Annotated in this window: 19 protein-coding genes; 5 read left to right on the top strand and 14 right to left on the bottom strand. The window is 69.9% G+C overall.

The window, feature by feature from the left end:
* The 8 genes from KAH28_RS02590 to KAH28_RS02555 form a co-directional block, all read right to left on the bottom strand.
* On the bottom strand, window positions 1-1,608 hold the full coding sequence (locus tag KAH28_RS02590) for a carboxyl transferase domain-containing protein (RefSeq protein WP_290574246.1): 1,608 nt from the start codon (window positions 1,606-1,608) through the stop codon (window positions 1-3).
* Window positions 1,609-1,654: 46 nt separating this feature from the next.
* Window positions 1,655-2,152: a biotin/lipoyl-containing protein gene (locus KAH28_RS02585; protein WP_290574245.1), complete on the bottom strand. Its 498-nt coding sequence runs from the start codon at window positions 2,150-2,152 to the stop codon at window positions 1,655-1,657.
* A gap of 4 nt (window positions 2,153-2,156) precedes the next feature.
* Complete coding sequence (locus tag KAH28_RS02580) at window positions 2,157-2,621, bottom strand: endonuclease domain-containing protein (protein WP_290574244.1); 465 nt, start codon at window positions 2,619-2,621, stop codon at window positions 2,157-2,159.
* Window positions 2,622-2,702: 81 nt separating this feature from the next.
* Window positions 2,703-4,196: a biotin carboxylase N-terminal domain-containing protein gene (locus tag KAH28_RS02575; protein ID WP_290574243.1), complete on the bottom strand. Its 1,494-nt coding sequence runs from the start codon at window positions 4,194-4,196 to the stop codon at window positions 2,703-2,705.
* A gap of 49 nt (window positions 4,197-4,245) precedes the next feature.
* Window positions 4,246-4,869, bottom strand: coding sequence for a TetR/AcrR family transcriptional regulator (locus KAH28_RS02570; protein WP_290574242.1), 624 nt, complete (start codon window positions 4,867-4,869; stop codon window positions 4,246-4,248).
* Window positions 4,870-5,025: 156 nt separating this feature from the next.
* Window positions 5,026-6,807 (bottom strand): acyclic terpene utilization AtuA family protein, encoded by a 1,782-nt coding sequence (locus tag KAH28_RS02565; RefSeq protein WP_290574241.1) that lies wholly within the window; start codon window positions 6,805-6,807, stop codon window positions 5,026-5,028.
* On the bottom strand, window positions 6,804-7,583 hold the full coding sequence (locus tag KAH28_RS02560) for an enoyl-CoA hydratase-related protein (RefSeq protein ID WP_290574240.1): 780 nt from the start codon (window positions 7,581-7,583) through the stop codon (window positions 6,804-6,806). The genes KAH28_RS02565 and KAH28_RS02560 overlap by 4 nt, the downstream gene beginning before the upstream one ends.
* A 122-nt stretch (window positions 7,584-7,705) precedes the next feature.
* A complete protein-coding gene (locus KAH28_RS02555) occupies window positions 7,706-8,509 on the bottom strand; it encodes an SDR family NAD(P)-dependent oxidoreductase (RefSeq protein WP_290574239.1) in 804 nt (267 codons plus the stop codon).
* Window positions 8,510-8,641: 132 nt separating this feature from the next.
* Between KAH28_RS02555 and KAH28_RS02550 the strand changes: the two genes are divergently transcribed.
* The 3 genes from KAH28_RS02550 to KAH28_RS02540 all read left to right on the top strand — a co-directional run bounded on the left by KAH28_RS02550 (window position 8,642) and on the right by KAH28_RS02540 (window position 13,227).
* A complete protein-coding gene (locus KAH28_RS02550; protein ID WP_290574238.1) occupies window positions 8,642-9,502 on the top strand; it encodes an SDR family NAD(P)-dependent oxidoreductase in 861 nt (286 codons plus the stop codon).
* A 70-nt stretch (window positions 9,503-9,572) separates the two neighbouring features.
* Window positions 9,573-11,369, top strand: coding sequence for a PQQ-binding-like beta-propeller repeat protein (locus KAH28_RS02545; protein ID WP_290574237.1), 1,797 nt, complete (start codon window positions 9,573-9,575; stop codon window positions 11,367-11,369).
* A 139-nt stretch (window positions 11,370-11,508) separates the two neighbouring features.
* Window positions 11,509-13,227 carry a PQQ-binding-like beta-propeller repeat protein gene (locus tag KAH28_RS02540; protein ID WP_290574236.1) on the top strand — a complete coding sequence of 573 codons (1,719 nt, stop codon included), beginning with the start codon at window positions 11,509-11,511 and terminating at the stop codon, window positions 13,225-13,227.
* 12 nt (window positions 13,228-13,239) lie between these two features.
* On the opposite strand, the gene KAH28_RS02535 is transcribed toward KAH28_RS02540, so the two are convergent.
* From KAH28_RS02535 to KAH28_RS02520, 4 genes are all read right to left on the bottom strand, one after another.
* Window positions 13,240-14,001: an ABC transporter permease gene (locus KAH28_RS02535; RefSeq protein ID WP_290574235.1), complete on the bottom strand. Its 762-nt coding sequence runs from the start codon at window positions 13,999-14,001 to the stop codon at window positions 13,240-13,242.
* Window positions 13,998-14,924, bottom strand: a complete 927-nt coding sequence (locus KAH28_RS02530) for an ABC transporter ATP-binding protein (protein WP_290574234.1) — start codon at window positions 14,922-14,924, stop codon at window positions 13,998-14,000. The genes KAH28_RS02535 and KAH28_RS02530 overlap by 4 nt, the downstream gene beginning before the upstream one ends.
* Before the next feature lie 129 nt (window positions 14,925-15,053).
* Window positions 15,054-15,290, bottom strand: coding sequence for a zinc-binding dehydrogenase (locus KAH28_RS02525; RefSeq protein WP_290574233.1), 237 nt, complete (start codon window positions 15,288-15,290; stop codon window positions 15,054-15,056).
* Window positions 15,260-16,099, bottom strand: a complete 840-nt coding sequence (locus KAH28_RS02520; protein ID WP_290574232.1) for a zinc-binding dehydrogenase — start codon at window positions 16,097-16,099, stop codon at window positions 15,260-15,262. Before KAH28_RS02520 ends, KAH28_RS02525 begins: the two co-directional genes overlap by 31 nt.
* Window positions 16,100-16,199: 100 nt before the next feature.
* Here KAH28_RS02520 and KAH28_RS02515 point away from each other — a divergent pair, with 100 nt between their 5' ends.
* Window positions 16,200-16,748: a nuclear transport factor 2 family protein gene (locus tag KAH28_RS02515; protein WP_290574231.1), complete on the top strand. Its 549-nt coding sequence runs from the start codon at window positions 16,200-16,202 to the stop codon at window positions 16,746-16,748.
* Between the two features lie 7 nt (window positions 16,749-16,755).
* On the opposite strand, the gene KAH28_RS02510 is transcribed toward KAH28_RS02515, so the two are convergent.
* Together KAH28_RS02510 and KAH28_RS02505 are read right to left on the bottom strand one after the other, a co-directional pair.
* Entirely contained in the window at window positions 16,756-17,901 is a 1,146-nt protein-coding gene (locus KAH28_RS02510; protein WP_290574230.1) for a GNAT family N-acetyltransferase, read from the bottom strand.
* A 24-nt stretch (window positions 17,902-17,925) separates the two neighbouring features.
* Window positions 17,926-18,261 (bottom strand): hypothetical protein, encoded by a 336-nt coding sequence (locus tag KAH28_RS02505; protein ID WP_290574229.1) that lies wholly within the window; start codon window positions 18,259-18,261, stop codon window positions 17,926-17,928.
* Between the two features lie 205 nt (window positions 18,262-18,466).
* Here KAH28_RS02505 and KAH28_RS02500 point away from each other — a divergent pair.
* Window positions 18,467-19,317, top strand: an 851-nt coding sequence (locus KAH28_RS02500) for a DNA translocase FtsK 4TM domain-containing protein (protein WP_290574228.1), incomplete at its 3' end; no start/stop codon positions are given.

Raw genomic sequence — 19,317 nt, 5'->3', positions numbered from 1 at the left:
CTACATGCGGAAGACGCCGTAGCGCGGATCGCCGATCTCGGTATTGAGCGCCGCGGACAGCGCGATGCCCAGCACGTTGCGCGTGTCGGCTGGGTCGATGATGCCGTCGTCCCAGATCTCGGAGGTCGACCAGTAGGCCGAGGACTTGCGCTTGAACTCGGCCAGCACCGGATCGCGGATCGCGTTGTAGTCCTCGTCGGAGAGCTGCTGGCCCTGCTTTTCCAGCTGACGGAACTTGACGTCCGCGAGCGTGTTGGCGGCCTGCTCGGCCCCCATGACCGAGATCTGGTGATTCGGCCAGGCGAAGACGAAGCGCGAATCGAAGGCGCGGCCGGACATGCCGTAGTTGCCGGCGCCGAAGCTGCCGTGGCACATCACCGTGATCTTGGGCACCTCGCAGTTGGAGACGGCCATGATCATCTTGGCGCCGTCCTTGGTGATGCCCTGCTCCTCGTAGGCGCGGCCGACCATGAAGCCGGTGATGTTCTGCAGGAAGATGATCGGCGTGCGGTTCTGGTTGCACAGCTCGATGAAGTGCGCGCCCTTGAGTGCGCTGTCGTTGAAGAGCACGCCATTGTTGCCGAGGATCCCCACCTTGTAGCCCCAGATATGCGCATAGCCGCAGATCAGGGTCTTGCCGTAGTTGGGCTGATACTCGTGGAAGCGCGAGCCGTCGACCACGCGCGCGATGACCTCGCGCATGTCGAACTGCGCCTTGATGTCCTTCGGGATGACGCCGTAGAGCTCCTCGGCGGGGTAGTAGGGCGCCTCCGGTTCCTGCCACTCGATCTGCGCCTTGGTCGGGCGCTTGAACTGGCCGACGATGTCGCGCGCGATGGCGATGCCCTCCTCCTCGCTGGAGGCCGGATAGTCCGCCGTGCCGGAGGTGGAGGTATGCATGTCGGCGCCGCCCAGATCCTCGACGCTGACCTCCTCGCCGGTGGCGGCCTTCACCAGCGGCGGGCCGGCCAGGAAGATGGCACCGGTGCCGCGCACGATGACGTTGTAGTCCGACAGCCCGGGGACGTAGGCGCCGCCGGCCGTGCAGTGGCCCAATACCACCGCCACCTGCTGGATGCCCATCTTCGAGAGCATGCACTGGTTGCGGAAGATGCGGCCGGCGTAGTACTTGTCCGCGAAGAGCTCGGCCTGCTCCGGCAGGAAGCCGCCGGCCGAGTCGCAGAGATGGATCACCGGCAGCCGGTTCTCGATGGCGATGTCGAGCGCGCGCACCGTCTTCTTGACCGTGATCGGATACCAGGCGCCGCCCTTGACGCTGGCGTCGCCGGCATTGATGACGACCTCGCGGCCGGCGACGATGCCGATGCCGGTGACGCAGGCCGCGCCCGGGACCTCGCCGTCGTAGAGCTCGTTGGCGGCCAGCGAGGACAGCTCCAGGAAAGGCGTGCCGGCGTCGAGCAGCAGCTCCAGCCGCTTGCGCACGAAATGCTTGCCCTGCTTGTCGAGGCGATCGAAGTCGCGCTGCGGGCGGTCCTCGCGGGCGCGACGCTGATGCTCGCGGAAGGCGGCGACCAGGTCGCGGTTGTGCGCGAGATTGGCCTGGTAGTCGGGCGAGGCGGTGCTGATGGTGGTCTGGATGCGTTTCATGTCCGGTGTTCCTGGCGGGCGGTGGCGCAGTGGTGGGCGCGGGCGATCATTCGGTCGGCTCCAGCGTCAGCAGCACCGCATCGCGGTCGAAGCTCTGCGCGATGGCGAAGTGGACCTCGGCGACGGTGCCGTCGCGTGGCGCGGCCAGCGTCGTCTCCATCTTCATGCTCTCCATGACCAGCAGCGTCTGCCCGGCCGTGACCGCGTCGCCCGCTTCTACCTCCAGCCGCACGATGCTTCCGGGCATGGGGGCGCGCAGGACGTCCTCCTCGGCGCCGCGCAGCTGCTGCGCCAGCCGCTCCAGCGGGTGCGCGTAGCGCAGGTGCCAGTTCTGCCCCCGGCAGTGGATGAAGACGTCGTCGCCGTGCGTGGCGATCGTGACGCGCTCGCTGACGCCGTTCACGGTCAGGATCGCGCTGCCGTCGTCCTCGGGGTGCAGGTTCACCGGCAGCACCCGATCCGCCAGGTGCAGCCGGTAGCCGTGCGCGCTGCGCGACAGCGCCATCGGTTGTTCGTTGTCTTCCAGCTTGAATGCGTGATGCATAGGGTTACTCGTCTCGTTCCCCTCTCCCGCGTGCGGGAGAGGGGTTAGGGGAGAGGGAAAGCGTTTCGTCGGTGCAATAGCGTCGAATCTGGTCGAGCACCGCCTCGGTCTCGTTCAGCACGTCGTTGTTCCAGAAGCGCAGCACGCGCAAACCCTGCGCTTGTAGATAGGCACTGCGTTGCGCGTCATAGTCCTGTTGGCCCGAATGCTGGCCGCCGTCCAGCTCGATGACGAGATCGCACTGCTGGCAGATGAAGTCAACGATGAAATGCCCGATCGGCTGCTGGCGCTTGAACTTCAGGCCCAGGAAGCGATGCGCGCGCAGGTGGTACCAGAGGCGGGCTTCGGCGTCGGTTTGTTGGTTGCGTAGGGAGCGGGCGCGTTGAACTTGCGTGCGTTTGGCGCCGGCCCTCTCCCCAACCCCTCTCCCTGAGGGAGAGGGGCTTCGCCGTTCGAGTGGTTCAGGCATTGTCGTCGCCGTCTATCTCGTTCCCCTATCCCGCCGGGAGAGGGGTTAGGGGAGAGGCCCGCAGTTCCGCAAGCGATGTCATTAGTTCCTCCAATCCCCAATCGCTGCGTGCAGCACCGGCGTACTGTCGGCGACATCGCGGATCGGCCGCGTCGACAGCGCCGCAGCGGCGAGTAGGCGGGTGAGCGTGTCGACATCCGGCGGCCGCGCTTCCGCGACCTCTGGGTGGGCGTCCAGATAGCCGGTGTGGATCTCGGCGGCCACGAAGTCGGGGTGATCCATCAGCGCGCGCAGGAAAGCGGTGTTGGTCTGGCAGCCGAGCAGCACGGTTTCCTCCAGCGCGCTGCGGGCGCGGGCGATGGCCTGTTCACGGTCGGCCCCCCAGACGATGAGCTTGGCGATCATCGGGTCGAAGGCCGCCGTGACCGCACCGCCCTCGACGACGCCGCCGTCCCAGCGCACGCGCTCGCCGGTCGGCGGGACCAGCCGCAGGATCGGGCCGGTGGTCGGCAGATAGCCAGCCGCCGGGTCCTCGGCGTAGATGCGCAGCTCGATGGCGTGGCCCGTCGTTGTGATGGCTGCCTGCTCCAGGTCGAGCACTTCGCCGGCCGCGATGGCGAGCTGCTTCGCCACGAGGTCGATGCCGGTGACTTCCTCGGTGACCGGATGCTCGACCTGCAGGCGGGTGTTCATCTCCAGGAAGAAGAATTCCCCGTTGCCGTAGATGAACTCGACCGTGCCGGCACCGCGGTAGCCGATGGCGCGCGCAATGCCGGCGGCGGTCTCGCTGATGTGCTCGCGCTCGGACTGCGACAGCACGGGCGCGGGCGACTCCTCGACGATCTTCTGGAAGCGGCGCTGCACCGAGCACTCGCGCTCGAAGACGTGCACGACATTGCCGTGGGCGTCCCCCAGCACCTGGACCTCGATGTGGCGCGGATTGTCGACAAAGCGCTCGACGTAGAGCCGCCCGTCGCCGAAGTAGCGCTGGCCCTCGCTGCGCGCGGTGGCGATCTCGGCTTCCAGCTTGTCCAGGTCGCGCACGATGCGCATGCCCTTGCCGCCGCCGCCGGCGGAGGGCTTGATGAGCAGCGGCGCGCCGACGGCGCGGGCGCGCTCATTGAAGTCTTCGGGGTTGTCGTCCTCGATGGCCGAGGGCGCGACGGGAAAGCCGCTCTTCTCGACGAAGCCGCGGGCGCGCACCTTGTCGCCCATCAGCTCGATCTGCTCGGGCTTGGGGCCGACGAAGGCGATGCCGGCGGCCTCGACGGCGCGCGCGAACTCGGCGTTCTCGGAGAGGAAGCCGTAGCCGGGGTGGATGGCGCCGGCGCCGGTCTTCTTCGCGGCCTCGACGATCTGCGCGCCGTCGAGATAGGCCGCAACCGGGGTCTCGCCGGTGATTTCCGCGGCGGCATCGGCAGCGGTCACCGCCGGACTGCCGCGGTCGGCGGCATGAAACACCACCGCCGCGCGGAGGCCGAGAGCATGCACGGTGCGGATCACGCGCAACGCGATCTCGCCGCGGTTGGCGACCAGCACCGTGTCGAAGGGCCAGGAGGGTTCGGATCTGCTCATCGTGGTTTCAGCCGTTGGCTCGCGAATCGTGGGGGTAGGGGATGCGGTCTCAGCGCGGCTCGATGCCGCGGCAGACGAGATCGGTGATCTGCTCGGCCAGCAGCCCAACCTGCAGCGCCCGACCGCGACCGAAGAGGAAGGACCAGCTGTGGTGCTCGATGCCGCCGTACACGGTGTCGCGCAGCAGCGCCACCGGCAGGTCGGCGCGGAAGTGCCCCTGCGTCATGCCGTCGCGCAGCACGTCGGCCAGCAGGCCGGTGTAGCGCTGGTTCTGCCGGTGCAGCACCGAGCCCTCGTAGTCGCGTTCGCCGCGCACCTCGCGGAACATCAGGCGACACAGCGGCGGGTCGTCGTGAATGGCCTGCAGATGCAGGCGGACCAGCGCCAGCAGCCCGGCTCGCGGCGTATCGGCCTCGCGGAGGGCGGTGCGGCCGCTTGCCAGCAGCGCCTCGTACCAGCGCGCCAGTACCGCCAGGAGCAGGTCGCGCTTGCTGTCGAAGTACTTGTAGATGGTGCCCTCGACCACATCGATGCGTGTCGCGATGCCGGCCACCGTGGTGGCATCGAAACCCTTCTCGGTGAAGGCGGCGCGTGCCGCCTCGAGGATGGTCTCGACGCGCTCGGCGCGCGGCATGCGCGCGGCGTGCTGGCGCTGGACGGGGCCGTCGCTCATCGCGCTAGCGCACCGGCCGCGTCTGGATGGGGCCAGGGATGAACCACAGATTCCACGGACTTCGGGGATTTGTTCCGGTGGCGCTGACGCAGTCAGCGCCCACCGGAGCCCGTGAAATCGGTGTGAATCCGTGAAATCTGTGGTTCAAACACTGCTTCATGCCTGCACCAGACCCTCATCGACCCAGGCTTTGGGCACGTGCACCGGACAATCCATGAGGATCTGCGCCAGCATCTTGCCCTGCGGGTCGTAGCGCAGACTGGCCGTGCCGCCGCCGCCGAGGGCCTGCTCGCAGTAGAAGTTCAGGCCGTCCAGACCCGGCCAGTCGAAGCGCGTGACGGCGCCTTCCAGCAGATGGCCCATCCAGGCGCGTACCGCGCCGCCGGTCAGCTCGGCCTGCAGCACGGGCAGGAACGCCGGCCGGCGCGCGAGCACGCCGATGTTGGCGCTGTCGCCCTTGTCGCCGCTGCGGCCGAAGGCGATCGCGCGCAGCGGGACTTCGACCATCTCGCCGTCCGGCTTCTCGCCGGCGCCCTTCGCGGCCGGCTCGACGGCGGCTAGCTGCCCGCCGGCAGGGATCTCGCAGGTCGTGCCGTCGACGGCCACCGGGACCTCGGTCTTGGCCAGCACGAAGGAGAACAGGCGCAGCAGCGGCGTCACCTTGGGGCGGCCGCCGGCGAAGCCGGTGATGCCCTGCGCCATGCTGGTGGCCGGCGGGATGAACTCGCGCGAGAAGATCTCGAGCGCATCGCGGCTGTCGTGGTGCACGGCGATCTTGAGGATGACTTCGCGCGTGTGCCGGCTCTGCGACCGGTCCCCCCAGTTGGCCTCGGCGCCCAGCGTCTCGACGTGGGCGCGGCGGTAGTCGCCCAGTCCGCGTCGCTCGAAGAGCCGGCGCGTGCGCTTGAGGATGGCCGCGGCCACGGCCTCGGCTTTCTCCACCGCCTCGGGGCCACCGATCATCATCGTGCCGGTGGCGCGGAAGCCGTCCTGGTAGGTGGCGCAGACCTTGTAGTCATCGCCCGGCGCGGCGCCCCGGCCGCCGCTGACCGCCACGCGATCGTCGCCCGCCTGCTCGCAGCGCACGTTGCGGAAGTCGCAGCACACATCGGGCAGCAGGTAGCGGCCGGGATCGCCGATCTCGTAGACGATCTGCTCGGCGACGGTCTCCGGCGTGATGCGCCCGCCGGTGCCGTCGGGCTTGGTCACCGTGAAGCTGCCGTCGGCGGCGACTTCGGCGATGGGGTAGCCCATGTCGTCCCACTGGTCCGCCACGGCGCGCCAGTCGGTGGTGATGCCGCCGGTGGCCTGTGCGCCGCATTCGATGACATGGCCCGCCAGGCTGCCCATGGCGAGCTGGTCGTAATCGGTGGCCGACCAGCCGAAGTGATGGATCAGCGGGCCCAGCGCCACCGCGCTGTCGACGCAGCGGCCGGTGATGACGATGTCCGCGCCGTCGGCCAGCGCCTTCGCGATGGGGAAGGCGCCCAGATAGGCGTTGATGCTCCACGGCTTCGCCGGGAAGGCGGTGCCGCTGAACATCTCGCGGATGTCGCGATTCTGCAGTTCGCCGGCGCGCTCGAGCAGATCGTCGCCGGTGACGATGGCCACCTTCAGGTCGACACCCTGCTCGGCCAGCTTGCTGTCGATGGCCGCCTTGCAGGCCGCCGGATTGACGCCGCCGGCGTTGCTGACCACCTTGATGCCCTGCGCCGCGACCTTCGCGGCCTGCGCGGCAACGACCGACGGAAAGTCGGTGGCGTAGCCGGCCTGCGGGTCCTTGGCGCGTGCCTTGGCCAGCAGCGACATAGTGATCTCGGCGAGGTAGTCGAAGACCAGCACGTCGATCTGCCCGCTGTCGACGAGCTGGCCGGTAGCCTCTGCGCTGTCGCCCCAGAAGCCCGAGGCACAGCCGATGCGCAGTGCCGTCCCGCTCATCGCCCCGTCCACTGCGGCGCGCGCTTCTCCTGGAATGCGCCCATGCCCTCGGTGGCGTCCTCGGTGGAGGACATCACCGGCACCATGGCCTGGGCGTACTCCAGCGCCTGCGGGAGCGTCATGTCGCGCATGGCGTGGAAGGCCTGCTTGCCGAGGCGCACCGCCGTCGGCGACTTGCCGACGGTGCGCTCCAGCAGCCAGTCCAGCTTGGTGTCCAGCTCCGCGCGCGGCACCACGTAGTTGAACACGCCCCATTCGAGCGCCTCGGCGGCGCTGAACTGCTCGCCGGTGATGCACATCTCCTGCAGCTTGCGCGCGGGCAGCATGCGCAGCATGTAGGGCAGGATCATCATCGGCGTCAGGCCGATCTTCGACTCGGTGGTGCCGATGCGGATATCGTCGGCCGCAACCGCCATGTCGCAGGCGCAGAGCAGCCCGAAGCCGCCGGCCATGACGTGGCCGTTGACGCGCGCGATCAGCGGCAGCGGGCACTCCTCGAGCTCCTTGAAGAGCTTCACGATGTAGTGCTTGGGCTGCGAGAAATCGACCGCGAAGGCGCCACCCTTGACGTTCCTGGCCAGGTCGGCGCCGGCGCAGAAGGCCTTCTCGCCGGTGCCGGTCAGCACGATGGCGCGGGCGCCCTCCGCCACTGCCTGGCGGATGCCGTCGCCGATGCGGGCGATGACTTCCTGATTGATGGCGTTGCGGCGTTCCTCGCGGTTGATGGTGATCCACTGCACCGCGTCGCGGCGCTTCACCAGGACGGATTCGGACATGCTGGGCTCCCCGGGAATCTGGACGGGACACACCGGATGGCGCGTCCCGACGGAAACGCTAGCAACGGCCCTGGTGAGTCCGCCTCACCCTTTTGCGCGAGATCGCCGGAGGAGGCGCCGGGTCATCCGTACAGGTCGCGCGTGGCCCTGCTGAAGAAGCGCGTGCGGGCACGGCTGCCGAACAGGCCGGACAGCACGTAGACCAGCCGATTGATCCGACCCGGCACGAAGCGGGGGCCACGACCCCGGGCCAGCGCATCGAGGGTCTGCGCCGCGACGGCCTCGGGTGTCATCGGCATCGCCTTGCGCTGCTTGTCGGCCGGGGTGTTCTGGCGGTAGGACGGGGTGCTGACGGCTCCGGCGATGCTGGCGAGCACGTGCACGCCGTCGTGACGCAGCTCCTCCCACAGGCTCTCGGCGAGGATGGTGTTGAAGGCCTTGCTGGCGGCGTAGCTGGCGATCAGCGCGGAGCCCTGCAGCGACGACATGCTCGACATCAGCACGATGCCGCCGCGACCGCGCGCGCGCAGCCTCGGAACCAGCACGTGGCAGGCCGCGACGGGGCCGCGGCAGTTGACGTCGACGATGCGCCGGTGCGCATCGAGTGGCGCATCGGCGAAGGGCTGGATGCGCGTGGCGGCGGCATCGTAGACCAGCAGCCCGACATCGCGTCCGGCAACGGCCGCGCGCAGCTGCGCCTCGACATCGTCGGCGGCGAGATCGAGCACCACGGGGTGCGCCGCGACGCCGTGCGCGCTGCGCAGCGCGGTCGCGACGGCTTTGAGCGGCTCGCCGCGCCGCGCCAGCAGGAGAATGTCCAGACCGCGCGCCGCCAGTGCCTCGGCGTAGGCTCGGCCCAATCCTTCCGAGGCGCCCGCGACGACGGCCCACGGACCGAAGGTGTGGCGGAAATCGGTGCGGTTCATGCGGCGGGCTCCTCGAAGGGGGAGCGTCGATCGTCGGACGGCACGACCGCGGGCGCCTCGTCCGTTTCCGGGTGATGCGTGGCTTCACAACGTGCAAGATGAGGCGCCCGAAACCAGTGATATCGGATGTCCATGCAGGGAAGGGTCTGCCTCATTACCGGTCCCACCAGCGGGATCGGTCGTGCCACGGCGCACGCGCTGGCCGAAGCCGGCGCCGCTCTGCACCTGATGTGCCGGGATGCGGCAAGGGGGGAGGCGCTGGCGAAGGAGCTGCGCGCTGCCGGGGCCGTGGATGCACGCGTGTGGGAGGCGGATCTGACCCGCCAGGCCGCTATCCGCTCGGCGGCGGCGGCCTTCCTGCAGATGGGCGGTCCGCTGCATGTGCTGATCCACAATGCCGGTGTCGTGAATCTCGAACGGCGTGAGACGTCCGACGGCATCGAGGAAACACTGGCGGTCAATCATCTGGCGCCCTTCCTGCTCACCGAGCTGCTGCGCCCGCGATTGGTCGAGAGCGCGCCCGCACGCGTGGTGACGGTGGCCTCGAACGCCCACGGCTTCGTGCGCGGCTTCCGGGCCGACGATCCGGAGTATCGCCGCGGTGCCTATCGCGCGCTCACCGTCTACGGCCATTCCAAGCTCTGCAACATCCTCTGGACGCGCTCGCTCGCCGGACAGCTGGGCGGCACCGGCGTCACCGCCAACTGTCTCCATCCGGGCGCGGTCGCGACATCGCTGGGGACCAACAACGGGCGCATCGGACGCGTCGCGATGGCAACGCTGCGTCCCTTCTTCCGCAGCCCCGAGCGCGGGGCGCGCACATCGGTGTACCTCGCCACATCGCCGGAGGTGGCGGACACCTCGGGCGCTTACTTCATCGACTGCCGGCAGCGGCGGCCCAAGCCCGGTGCCGAGGACGCGGTCGCCGCCAAGGCGCTGTGGTCGTGGAGCGAGCGCGTGACGGGTCTGCTGCCCAACGGCTGCGGCGCCTAGCGGCGCGGCCGGGAGCTCGACGCCGTGCCCGGCATGTTTTAACTTATGTCAAAGTAAAAGGGAGGGCCTGATGCGCGCGCATCGCGAGGAGACCGGACGCGCCCCTCATACCCGGAGCCCGATGGCGGTCGCGCTGATCGGCGCGCTGCTGGGACTGGCGGCGTGCGGTGGAGGAGGAGCCGGCGGACATGGCGCTGCTCCGGACGACGGTGGCGAACCGTCCCCCGGAGGGAGTGACGGAACCGATGATCTGGGCGGAGTCGGAGCGGGCGGCGATCATCTGGCCGCGTGCGACCGTCCGGTCGATGCCGCCTCGCCGGTGCTCGCCAACGGCTTCGCGGCCGATGCCGCCAATACCCGCCGCTACCCGTCGCGGATCGACGCCGACAACGTGAGTGGCCTCGAACCGGCGCTGATCCACGTTGCGTCCGGCGTCACCGAGCGCCGCGGCGCGGCGGCCGTGACCGAGCAGACCGTCTACCTGGCCGCCGGACGCGACGTGGTCGCGATGGACCGCATGACCGGCTGCGAGTACTGGCGGTACCGGGTGCCGGATCCGGTTGCGCATCCCGGCATGCCCAATGCGGTGCGTTCATCGGCGGTGCTCCACGTGCCCGCCACCTCCGCGCACGCGGCCATGGTCGTGGTCGGTGACGCACACGGCACGGTACATGCGCTCGAAGCCGCCGACGGATCGCTGGTGTGGTCGCGCTTCGCGGGCACGGATCCGGAGCACCACATCATCACCGGTGCACCGCAGGCGCACGACGGCACCCTGATCGTCCCGGTATCGAGTCGCGAGGTCCTGTCGACGCCGACCGAACTGCTGCGACCCTGCTGTACCAGCCACGGCATCGTGCGCGCCCTGGACGTGGCCACCGGCGCGGTGGAGTGGACCTATCACACCACTGCCGATGCCGTACGCAATACCGCCAGCGGCCAGTTCGCGCCGAGCGGCGCCACCGTCTGGGGCACGCCCGCGATCGACGCCGCCGGCTCGCAGGTGATCATCGGGACGGGCCAGAATCTCTCGCATCCGACCACCGAGACCTCGGATGCCATCATCGCGCTCGACCTTGATACCGGCGAGCGCCGCTGGCTGTTCCAGGCCACCACCAACGATGCCTGGAACGCCGCGTGCTTCTCGGCGCCCTCGCTTTCGCGCGACTGCGGCACGCCGGCGGGTTACGACTTCGACTTCGGCGCCCCGCCCATCGTCGTGCGTCGCGCGGCGGGTGATCGGGTGCTGGCCGGGTCCAAGAACGGAGTCGTCTACGCGCTCGACCCGGATTCGGGCGGCGTGCTGTGGCAGCGGCGCATCGGTGTCGGCGGCGCCCTCGGCGGCATCCACTGGGGCATGGCGGTGGATGACGAGCGGATCTACGCGGCCGTGGCCGATGCCACCGTGGACAAATCCGGTGGCGGCCTTCTCGGCGGGTTGCTGGCGCCGGCCGGGATCACCCCCGTGCCCAACGGCCGTCCGGGCATCTACGCGCTGGACATCGACAGCGGAGCGGTGATCTGGGAGCGCCATCCCCGTCATACCCGTGACGGCACGTCCTACGACTCGATTCACTCGGCGGCGCTGACGGTCACCAATGACGTGCTCTTCGCCGGCTCGCTCGACGGCGTCGTGCGTGCGTTGCGCACCAGCGACGGCGAGACGCTGTGGTCCTTCGATACGGCACGTCCCGTCGACGGGGTCGGTGGCGTGACCGGGCAGGGCGGGGAAATCGATTCGGTGGGCGCGGTGGTGGCCGGCGGCGACGTGCTGGTCAATTCCGGCTACGACACCTTCGGGAGCCCCAACGCCTATCAGGCCGGGCCCGGCAACGCGCTCTTCGTGTTCCGTCTGCCGGAGGAGTGAGGCGCGGACCCTGTCGGCGTCGGAGGGGCGGATGCGCCGGGGTTGTGACGGGCGCAGCCGGTGAAGGTGAACGCGGTGCGCCGGGCACCGCATACCGGGGGAATGCGATCCGCACCGGACCGCATGGAGAGGGGGAGGGATGATGAGAAGTCTGCTGTCCGGCGCCGCACCGCTGTGCGTTGCCCTGATGCTGCTGACCGGATGCGGTTCGGGGAGTGGTGACGGTGCCGTCGCCGTGGCGCCGGAGCCGACCGACGTGCGCGGTGGCCTTTGCGCCACGCCGGTGGACCGCGGATCGGCTCTGCTGCGCTCGGGTGCGGCGGCGGACCGCGTCAACACGGGCAACCAGCCCTCCGCCATTCACGCCGGCAACGTCGCGCGGCTGGAGCCGCATTTCGTGCATGTCGCGGCCGGCGCCCGCGAGAAGCGCGGCGCCCCGGCGATGACCGAGCAGGCGATCTTTCTCGCTGCCGGGCGCGACGTCGTCGCGATCGATCGTCGCAGCGGCTGCGAGTACTGGCGGCACAGCGTCGAGCGTCGACCCGACGGGGCGGGCCCCACGCGGCGCGACAACGTCCTGCGCTCGGCCTCCATTCTCCACGAGCCCGCCCGCGACGGCCGGCCGCCGGTGGTGGCGGCGGCGGACGCGTACGGCCATGTGCATGTCCTCGACGCCACCGACGGTCGCCCGCTCTGGTCCGCATTCGTCGGCACCGAGCCCGGCGCCCACCGCGTCACCGGCGGCATGCAGATCCACGACGGTGTGCTGCTGGTGCCGCTGTCCAGCAGCGAGGTCGGCCGCATCGCCGTGGAACTGTTGCAGCCCTGCTGCCGGACGCACGGCATCCTGGCGGCGGTCGACCTGTACGACGGCACCGTGCGCTGGCGCCACCACACCACCGGGGAGGCGAGCTTCCAGCTCGGCTCGGGGCAGTTCGCACCCAGCGGCGCGGCGATCTGGTCGACGCCGGCCATCGACGCGGCGCGCAACCGCGTCTACATCGGTACCGGGCAGAACTTCTCGCGCCCGACCACCGAGACTTCGAACGCCATCATCGCGCTGGATCTCGACAGCGGCGAGCAGCTCTGGCACTTCCAGTCGACGCCGGACGACGCCTGGAACGTGAGCTGCGAGACCCGCCTCGCGGGCCTGCTGCACTGTGCGCGGCCGGTGGGTCCCGACTTCGACTTCGGGGCGCCGCCGATCCTGACGGCGATGCCGGGCGGCGGCGACGTCATCATCGCCGGCGCCAAGAACGGCACCGTGTACGCGCTCAACCCGGATACCGGTGCGCTGCGCTGGTCGCGTCCCGTCGGTCGCGGCGGCGCGCTGGGCGGCATCCACTGGGGCATGGCCGTTGACGGCGAGCGGGTCTATGCCGCGGTCAGCGACACCACCATCCGGAAGAAGGACGCGTTCCGCAGCGGCGAGTCGCCGGGACTCGCCGAGATGCAGCAGGTGGAAGGCGCCACCTCGGGCATCTACGCGCTCGACCTGCGCAACGGCAACGTGCTCTGGTCGCACCATCCGCAGCATCGGCGGGGCGACGGTCTCCGCGACTCGATCCACTCGGCCGCGGTCACCGTGACCAACGATGTGCTCTTCGCCGGCTCGCTGGACGGCGTGCTGCGCGCCCTGCACGTCCACGACGGGCGGGAGCTGTGGTCCTTCGACAGCGATATCGCGGTCCGCGGTGTCAACGGGGTCGACGGCGAGGGCGGCGAGATCGACTCGGCCGCACCGGTCATCGCCGACGACACCCTGCTGCTCAACTCGGGCTACGCCACCTTCGGCGGCGCCGATGCCTACAAGGCGGGACCCGGCAACGCGCTGTTCGTCTTCCGGCTCGCCGAGTGACGCGGCGCGGTCTCAGGCCTTCAGGCGGTAGCCGGTGCGGAAGATCCAGTGGATGGCGATCAGGCACAGGATCATGAAGACCATCGTCATGCCCAGGCTGAGCCCCACGTGCACGTCGGCGCTGCCGGTGAAGCTCCAGCGGAAGCCGCTCACCAGGTAGACCACCGGATTGAACAGGGTCACCGTCTGCCAGAACGGCGGCAGCATGCTGATCGAGTAGAAGGTGCCGCCCAGGAAGGTCAGCGGCATGACCACCATGAGCGGCACGATCTGCAGCTTCTCGAAGCCGTCCGCCCAGATGCCAATGACGAAGCCGAGCAGACTGAAGGTGACCGCGGTGAGTACCAGGAAGGTCGCCATCACCAGCGGATGCGCGATCTGGTAGTCGACGAAGAAGCGCGCCGTGATCAGGATCAGCAGCCCCAGGATCAGCGACTTGGTCGCCGCCGCGCCGACGTAGCCGATCACGATCTCCACCGCCGACACCGGCGCCGAAAGTACTTCGTAGATCGTGCCCGAGAAGCGCGGGAAGTAGATACCGAAGGAGGCGTTGGAGATGCTCTCGGTGAGCATCGACAGCATGATCAGGCCGGGCACGATGAAGGCGCCGTAGTCGACGCCGTCGATGACACCGATGCGCGAGCCGATGGCGGTGCCGAAGACCACGAAGTAGAGCGTCGTGGACAGCACCGGGGTGGCGACGCTCTGCAGCAGCGTGCGCCCGGTACGGGCCATCTCGAAGCGATAGATGGCGCGGATGGCGTGGAAGTTCATGCGCGTTCCCGGACCAGGTTGACGAAGATGTCCTCCAGCGAGCTCTGGCGCGAGTGCAGATCCTTGAAGTCGATGCCGTGCGCGTCGAGCCGGCGCAGCAGCTGGGCTATGCCGGTGTGCTCGCACTGCGCATCGAAGCTGTAGATGAGCTCGCTGCCGTCCTCGGACAGCGTCAGCGGCTCGTCGGCGAAGACGTCGGGGATCGCATCGAGCGGGGTCTGGAGGTGCAGGCGCAGCTCCTTGCGGCCGAGCTTGCGCATCAGGGTGTGCTTGTCCTCGACCAGCACGATCTCGCCGCGGTTGATGACGCCGATGCGGTCGGCCATCTCCTCGGCTTCCTCGATGTAGTGCGTGGTCAGGATGATGGTCACGCCGCCCGCGCGCAGGCCGCGCACCATCTCCCACATGTCGCGCCGCAGCTCGACATCGACGCCGGCGGTGGGCTCGTCGAGGAACAGGATGCTGGGCTCGTGCGACAGCGCCTTGGCGATCATCAGGCGGCGCTTCATGCCGCCGGACAGCGTCAGGATCTTGTTGTCGCGCTTGTCCCACAGCGAGAGGTCGCGCAGCACCTTCTCGAGGTGCGCGTCGTCGCGCGGCTTGCCGAACAGACCGCGCGAGAAGCGCACCGTGCTCCACACCGTCTCGAAGGCGTCGGTGGTCAGCTCCTGCGGGACGAGGCCGATCCTGGAGCGCGCGGCGCGGTAGTCGGTGACGACATCGTGGCCGTCGGCGAGTACGCGACCTGCGCTCGGCGTGACCAGCCCGCAGATGATGCTGATGAGCGTGGTCTTGCCGGCGCCGTTGGGGCCGAGCAGCGCGAAGATCTCGCCCTCGCGGATGGCGAGATCGATGTCGCGCAGGGCGACGAAACCGGAGGCGTAGGCCTTGTTCAGCCCCTCGACCTGGATGATGGCGCTCACTCGCGGCTCCTGCGGCGTGGTCGGTCGCGGCGCATTGTGCGCCAATGACGGAATCGGCGACGGTGCGGATACGCCCGTCCCGTCCCGCTGGTCGATCGGGGCGGGCCCGGATCGACCGCCGGTGCGCGCTCAGTCGGTGTCCGGCACCAGCACCAGCTTGCCCTGGGTGTCGCCGCCGCCCAGCATGCGCTGCGCATCCGCCGCCTGCGCCAGCGGCAGCCGCGCGCCGATCAGCGGGTCCAGCGTGCCCTCGGCCAGCATCGCGACCAGCGCGGCGAGATCGGCGCGATAGGCGTCCGGACGCTCGCGCCGCCAGCTGTCGACGTTGTAGCCGATCACGCCCTTGACGTCGGTGAGCAGGCGCATCGGCGTGAACCGCGGCGCGCGCAGCAGGGACGACAGCGCGCTGCGCGGGCCGACGCGCCCGTTCGACGCCACCGACAGCGCGCCCCGTAGCAGACCACCACGCCGGTCGGACGCACCACGTCCCAGGAGCGCCGGGTTTCCGGGCCGCCCACGGCGTCCAGCACGGCATCGACGCCACGTCCGTCCGTCAGTACCCGGACCCGGTCCGCGACATCCTCGCTGCGATAGTCGATCGGTACCCCGCCGAGCGCGCGGACGCGCTCGTGCTTGGCGGCCGAGCACAGTCCGATGACGCGGATGCCGGCCGCCCGCGCCAGCTCCAGCACCGCGGTGCCGACGCCGCCGGCGGCGGCGTGGATGAGCACGCTGTCCCCGGCCTCCAGGCGGGCGACGCGGTGCAGCATCTGCCGGGCGGTGAGGTAGTTCAGGACCAGTGCCACCGCTTGCGCCGGGTCGGCGCCGTCGGGCACCGGCACGCACTGATCGGCCGGCAGCGTGCGGTGCAGCGCGTAGCTGCCGTGCACGGTGAGCGCCGCCACGCGCGAGCCGACGGTCAGCTCGACGCCGTCGCCGACGGCCTCGATCTCGCCCACGATGTCGTAGCCCGGCGTGCGCGGCCAGGGTAGATCGATGGGGTACACCCCCTCGCGGATCATGAGGTCCGCGAAGGCCACGCCCGCGGCGAGCATGCGCACGCGCACCTCGCCCGGGCCGGGTCGCGGCACGGTCACGTCCTGCATCGCGAGACGCTCCGGTCCGCCGCGCTTCGCCGCGACGACCGCCTTGCTGGACAGTGCTCCGTCGGCCATGTCGTGTCTCCCTGGGAGGTGGGGCTCACCCGAAGGGGGGAGTATGCCCGCGGCGCGAGGCGCTAGCGTGGCAGGCCGGAACGCCGGGGAGACCACGACCATGACCGACCACGAGCGCGAACGGCGCATCGACGCGCTGCTCGACAGGCAGGCGATCACCGATCTCGTGCACGCCTATGCCAATGCCGCCGATCGGCACGACCACGACAAGATGCGGGCGCTCTACCACCCGGATGCCATCGACGATCACGGCCATTTCGCCAGGGGGCCGGCGATGGACTTCATCGACAAGCTGCCCGAGATCCAGCGGGCGATGGCGATCCTGCACCACAACGTCACCACCGTGAACATCAAGCTCGACGGCGATCGCGCCGAGGGCGAGATCTACATCCTGGCCATGCACCAGGTGCGTGCCGAGGACCGCCTCTTCGACGTGCTCATCGGTGGACGCTACTTCGATCGCTACGAACGGCGCGACGGTGTCTGGAAGTTCAGCTACCGCGCCATCGTCGCGGACTGGTGCTGGCCGTCGGATCCCTCGGCCATCGATCTGTCGCACCCCTTTCTCGAGGGCGCCCACATCGGGTGCCCCGGACCCGACGATCCGTCGTACGGATTCTTCGACCGCTTCCGGCGGGGCGAGCGCTGACGCCGCGCTACCGCCCCGGTTCTGGCGCGGTCCGCCGATAGGCCGAGTGCGCCGCGAGCTCGTCGCGCCCCTGGGATACCGCGGCGCGCTCGCGCTCCAGGAAGCGCGCGACCGCGTCGTGCAGGCGGGGCTCGGACAGCCAGTGCATGCTGCGCGTGATCACCGGCTCGAAGCCGCGCAGCAGCTTGTGCCCGCCCTGCGCGCCGGCATCGAAGGCGGCGAGTCCCTGGTCGATGGTGTACGCGATGCCCTGGTAGTAGCAGGTCTCGAAGTGCAGGCTGTGGTAGTCGGCCTCGGTGCCCCAGTGGCGCCCGTAGAGCGTGTCGCCGCCCTGCACGCACAGCGCGCACGCGACGATGCGGCCCTCGTGCCGCGCCAGCACCACCCGCACCGGCGTTCCGGGCACCGCGCCGTAGCGCAGCCAGAAATCGAAGGTCAGGTAGGGGGGCTGTCCGCGCAGATGATAGGTGTGCGCGTACAGCGCATAGACGCGCTCCCAGGTGGCGTGGTCGAGGGTGTCGCCGGGCACCGTCTCGAAGCCGATGCCAGCCTCCTCGTGGACGCGGCGGCGCTCCCGGCGGATCTTCTTGCGGCGGGCGCTGCTCAGCGCGGCGAGATAGTCGTCGAAGTCGGCGTACCCCCGGTTCGCGAAGCGGAACTGGAGATCCTGCCGTTCCAGGAAGCCGGCCTCGCGGAGGGCGTTCGCATCCGCTTCCAGGGCGAACAGCGTGTGGATCGAGGACAGGCCTTCCGACTCCGCGGCTGCGCGCAGCGCCCGGCCCAGTGCCGCGCGCGCGGTCGGGTCCCGGGCGCCGAGACGCGGTCCTGCGCTGGGCGTGAAGGGAATTGCGCACAGGCCCTTGGGGTAGTAGTCGTGGCCGATCCGCTGAGCGGCGCGCGCCCACTCGAAGTCGAAGACGAACTCGCCGTACGAGTGATGCTTGCGATAGTGCGGCGCTGCCGCTATCGGCGTGCCGGCGTCATCGCGCACGACGATGTGCGCGGGCTCCCAGCCGGTCTCGGGCGCGACGCTACCGCTGTCCTCCAGCGCGGCGAGAAAGGCATGGCGCGTGAACGGGTAGGCGGGATCGAAGAGCGCGTCCCACTCGGTCGCGTCGATCTCTCCGATCCCGCTGAGCTGCGTCCATGGCACGCGCCCGGGAGCCGCCGGAGGCGGTCAGTGAACCACCAGCTCGGACGAGCCGGTTTCGCGCAGGGCCCACTGGATGCAGGCGTCGTACTCGAAGGGATCGACCTGATCGTTGTCCCCTTCCGGTGCCTCGGCGCCGGAGAAGGCGCCATGGTCGTCGAAGCGCAGGCAGGCGATGCCGGTCTGCACGCGGATCTCGTGCCCGTTGGACTGATCGAGCGAGATCTGCACGTAGCGCAGACGCGAACTCGCGTACTCGGGTAGACGGAACTGACCCGACGCCACGCGCGCGGCAGCGTCAGCGCTGAACTCGCGCACGTCGCCGTCCGGTGTCAGGACGAAGTGCTTGACTTCGGTATTCATGCCGGTCCCTCCGCTGGTGAAATCCTCGATCACGGTGTTCTCCCGAATGTGGGGGTGTTTCCGACGACTTCAAGGGTGCGCTCGGTGCGCTCTCGCCACGGTTGCTGTCGATATACTCCTTTGACGCCGAAAGGTGGCGCCTTGTTCAATCCGCGCCGCGCTGGTCGCGACGCCGCCATTCACCTCCGAGATCAAAGCAAGCCACGTGCCACAGCAGCAACGCACCGAGAGCGCGCGTTCCGTGCCGCAGCGACTGGAGCGCCTGTCGCGCGAGGCGCTACTGCTCGTGCTGTTCGGGTTCACGCTGTCGCTGCTCCTGGCGCTGTTCAGCTTCCACCCGGACGACCCCGGCTGGTCTTCGACCGGGACCGGCGAGCCGGTGCGCAATCTGTTCGGTCCGGTGGGGGCGTGGGTCGCCGATGTGCTGCTCTCGCTGTTCGGGTATGTCGCGCTGATCGCGGCGGTGGCGGCGGTGCTGCTGCTGGTGCGGTCGTGGCGACGCGGGCACCGGGAAGCGGAGCCGGTCGACGACGGAGAGGCGGCGCCCGGATTTGCACCCGGCGTCGTGCTGCGCGTCATGGCCGCGGTGTTCGCGCTGGCTTCCGCGGCCGCGCTGTGCGCGCTGCACACGGCGGCCGATCCGGCCCTGGTGCCGCAGGGGGCCGGCGGCATCGTCGGTGCCGAGCTGGCGGGCGCGCTGCGCGACCTGCTGAACCCGGTCGGCGCGAGCCTGCTGCTGTTCATCGTGCTTGCCGCGGCGCTGCCCATCGCGGCCATGTTCTCATGGCTGGCGCTGTTCGACCGGGTCGGCAGCAGCGTGCTCGGCAGCATGCGGGCGCTGGGTGCGCGCGTTGCGCGCGCGCGGGCGGACCGCGCCGCCGCGCGCGCCGCGGCACCCGAGCCGGCGGTGGCCGCGCCGGCACCGCGTGCGGCGCCCAGCGTCGATGCGCCGCCCGCCGACGCCAGGGCCGCGACCCGGAGCCGCAAGTCGCGCCGCAAGGCCGCGAAGAGCGCGCCCGCCGAGCCCCGGGAAGAGCAGCTGTCGCTCGCCATCGA

It is taken from the genome of Algiphilus sp. (assembly GCF_023145115.1).
Lineage (GTDB): Bacteria > Pseudomonadota > Gammaproteobacteria > Nevskiales > Nevskiaceae > Algiphilus.
This window is presented reverse-complemented; position numbering and strand designations above follow the sequence as displayed.

What these genes read in the sequence shown, in the direction of transcription:
- KAH28_RS02590 (WP_290574246.1), bottom strand. Translation starts at nt 1,608, where the DNA reads ATGAAACGCATCCAGACCACCATCAGCACCGCCTCGCCCGACTACCAG.
- KAH28_RS02585 (WP_290574245.1), bottom strand. Translation starts at nt 2,152, where the DNA reads ATGCATCACGCATTCAAGCTGGAAGACAACGAACAACCGATGGCGCTG.
- KAH28_RS02580 (WP_290574244.1), bottom strand. Translation starts at nt 2,621, where the DNA reads ATGCCTGAACCACTCGAACGGCGAAGCCCCTCTCCCTCAGGGAGAGGG.
- KAH28_RS02575 (WP_290574243.1), bottom strand. Translation starts at nt 4,196, where the DNA reads ATGAGCAGATCCGAACCCTCCTGGCCCTTCGACACGGTGCTGGTCGCC.
- KAH28_RS02570 (WP_290574242.1), bottom strand. Translation starts at nt 4,869, where the DNA reads ATGAGCGACGGCCCCGTCCAGCGCCAGCACGCCGCGCGCATGCCGCGC.
- KAH28_RS02565 (WP_290574241.1), bottom strand. Translation starts at nt 6,807, where the DNA reads ATGAGCGGGACGGCACTGCGCATCGGCTGTGCCTCGGGCTTCTGGGGC.
- KAH28_RS02560 (WP_290574240.1), bottom strand. Translation starts at nt 7,583, where the DNA reads ATGTCCGAATCCGTCCTGGTGAAGCGCCGCGACGCGGTGCAGTGGATC.
- KAH28_RS02555 (WP_290574239.1), bottom strand. Translation starts at nt 8,509, where the DNA reads ATGAACCGCACCGATTTCCGCCACACCTTCGGTCCGTGGGCCGTCGTC.
- KAH28_RS02550 (WP_290574238.1), top strand. Translation starts at nt 8,642, where the DNA reads ATGCAGGGAAGGGTCTGCCTCATTACCGGTCCCACCAGCGGGATCGGT.
- KAH28_RS02545 (WP_290574237.1), top strand. Translation starts at nt 9,573, where the DNA reads ATGCGCGCGCATCGCGAGGAGACCGGACGCGCCCCTCATACCCGGAGC.
- KAH28_RS02540 (WP_290574236.1), top strand. Translation starts at nt 11,509, where the DNA reads ATGATGAGAAGTCTGCTGTCCGGCGCCGCACCGCTGTGCGTTGCCCTG.
- KAH28_RS02535 (WP_290574235.1), bottom strand. Translation starts at nt 14,001, where the DNA reads ATGAACTTCCACGCCATCCGCGCCATCTATCGCTTCGAGATGGCCCGT.
- KAH28_RS02525 (WP_290574233.1), bottom strand. Translation starts at nt 15,290, where the DNA reads ATGCGCCTGCTCACCGACGTCAAGGGCGTGATCGGCTACAACGTCGAC.
- KAH28_RS02520 (WP_290574232.1), bottom strand. Translation starts at nt 16,099, where the DNA reads ATGGCCGACGGAGCACTGTCCAGCAAGGCGGTCGTCGCGGCGAAGCGC.
- KAH28_RS02515 (WP_290574231.1), top strand. Translation starts at nt 16,200, where the DNA reads ATGACCGACCACGAGCGCGAACGGCGCATCGACGCGCTGCTCGACAGG.
- KAH28_RS02505 (WP_290574229.1), bottom strand. Translation starts at nt 18,261, where the DNA reads ATGAATACCGAAGTCAAGCACTTCGTCCTGACACCGGACGGCGACGTG.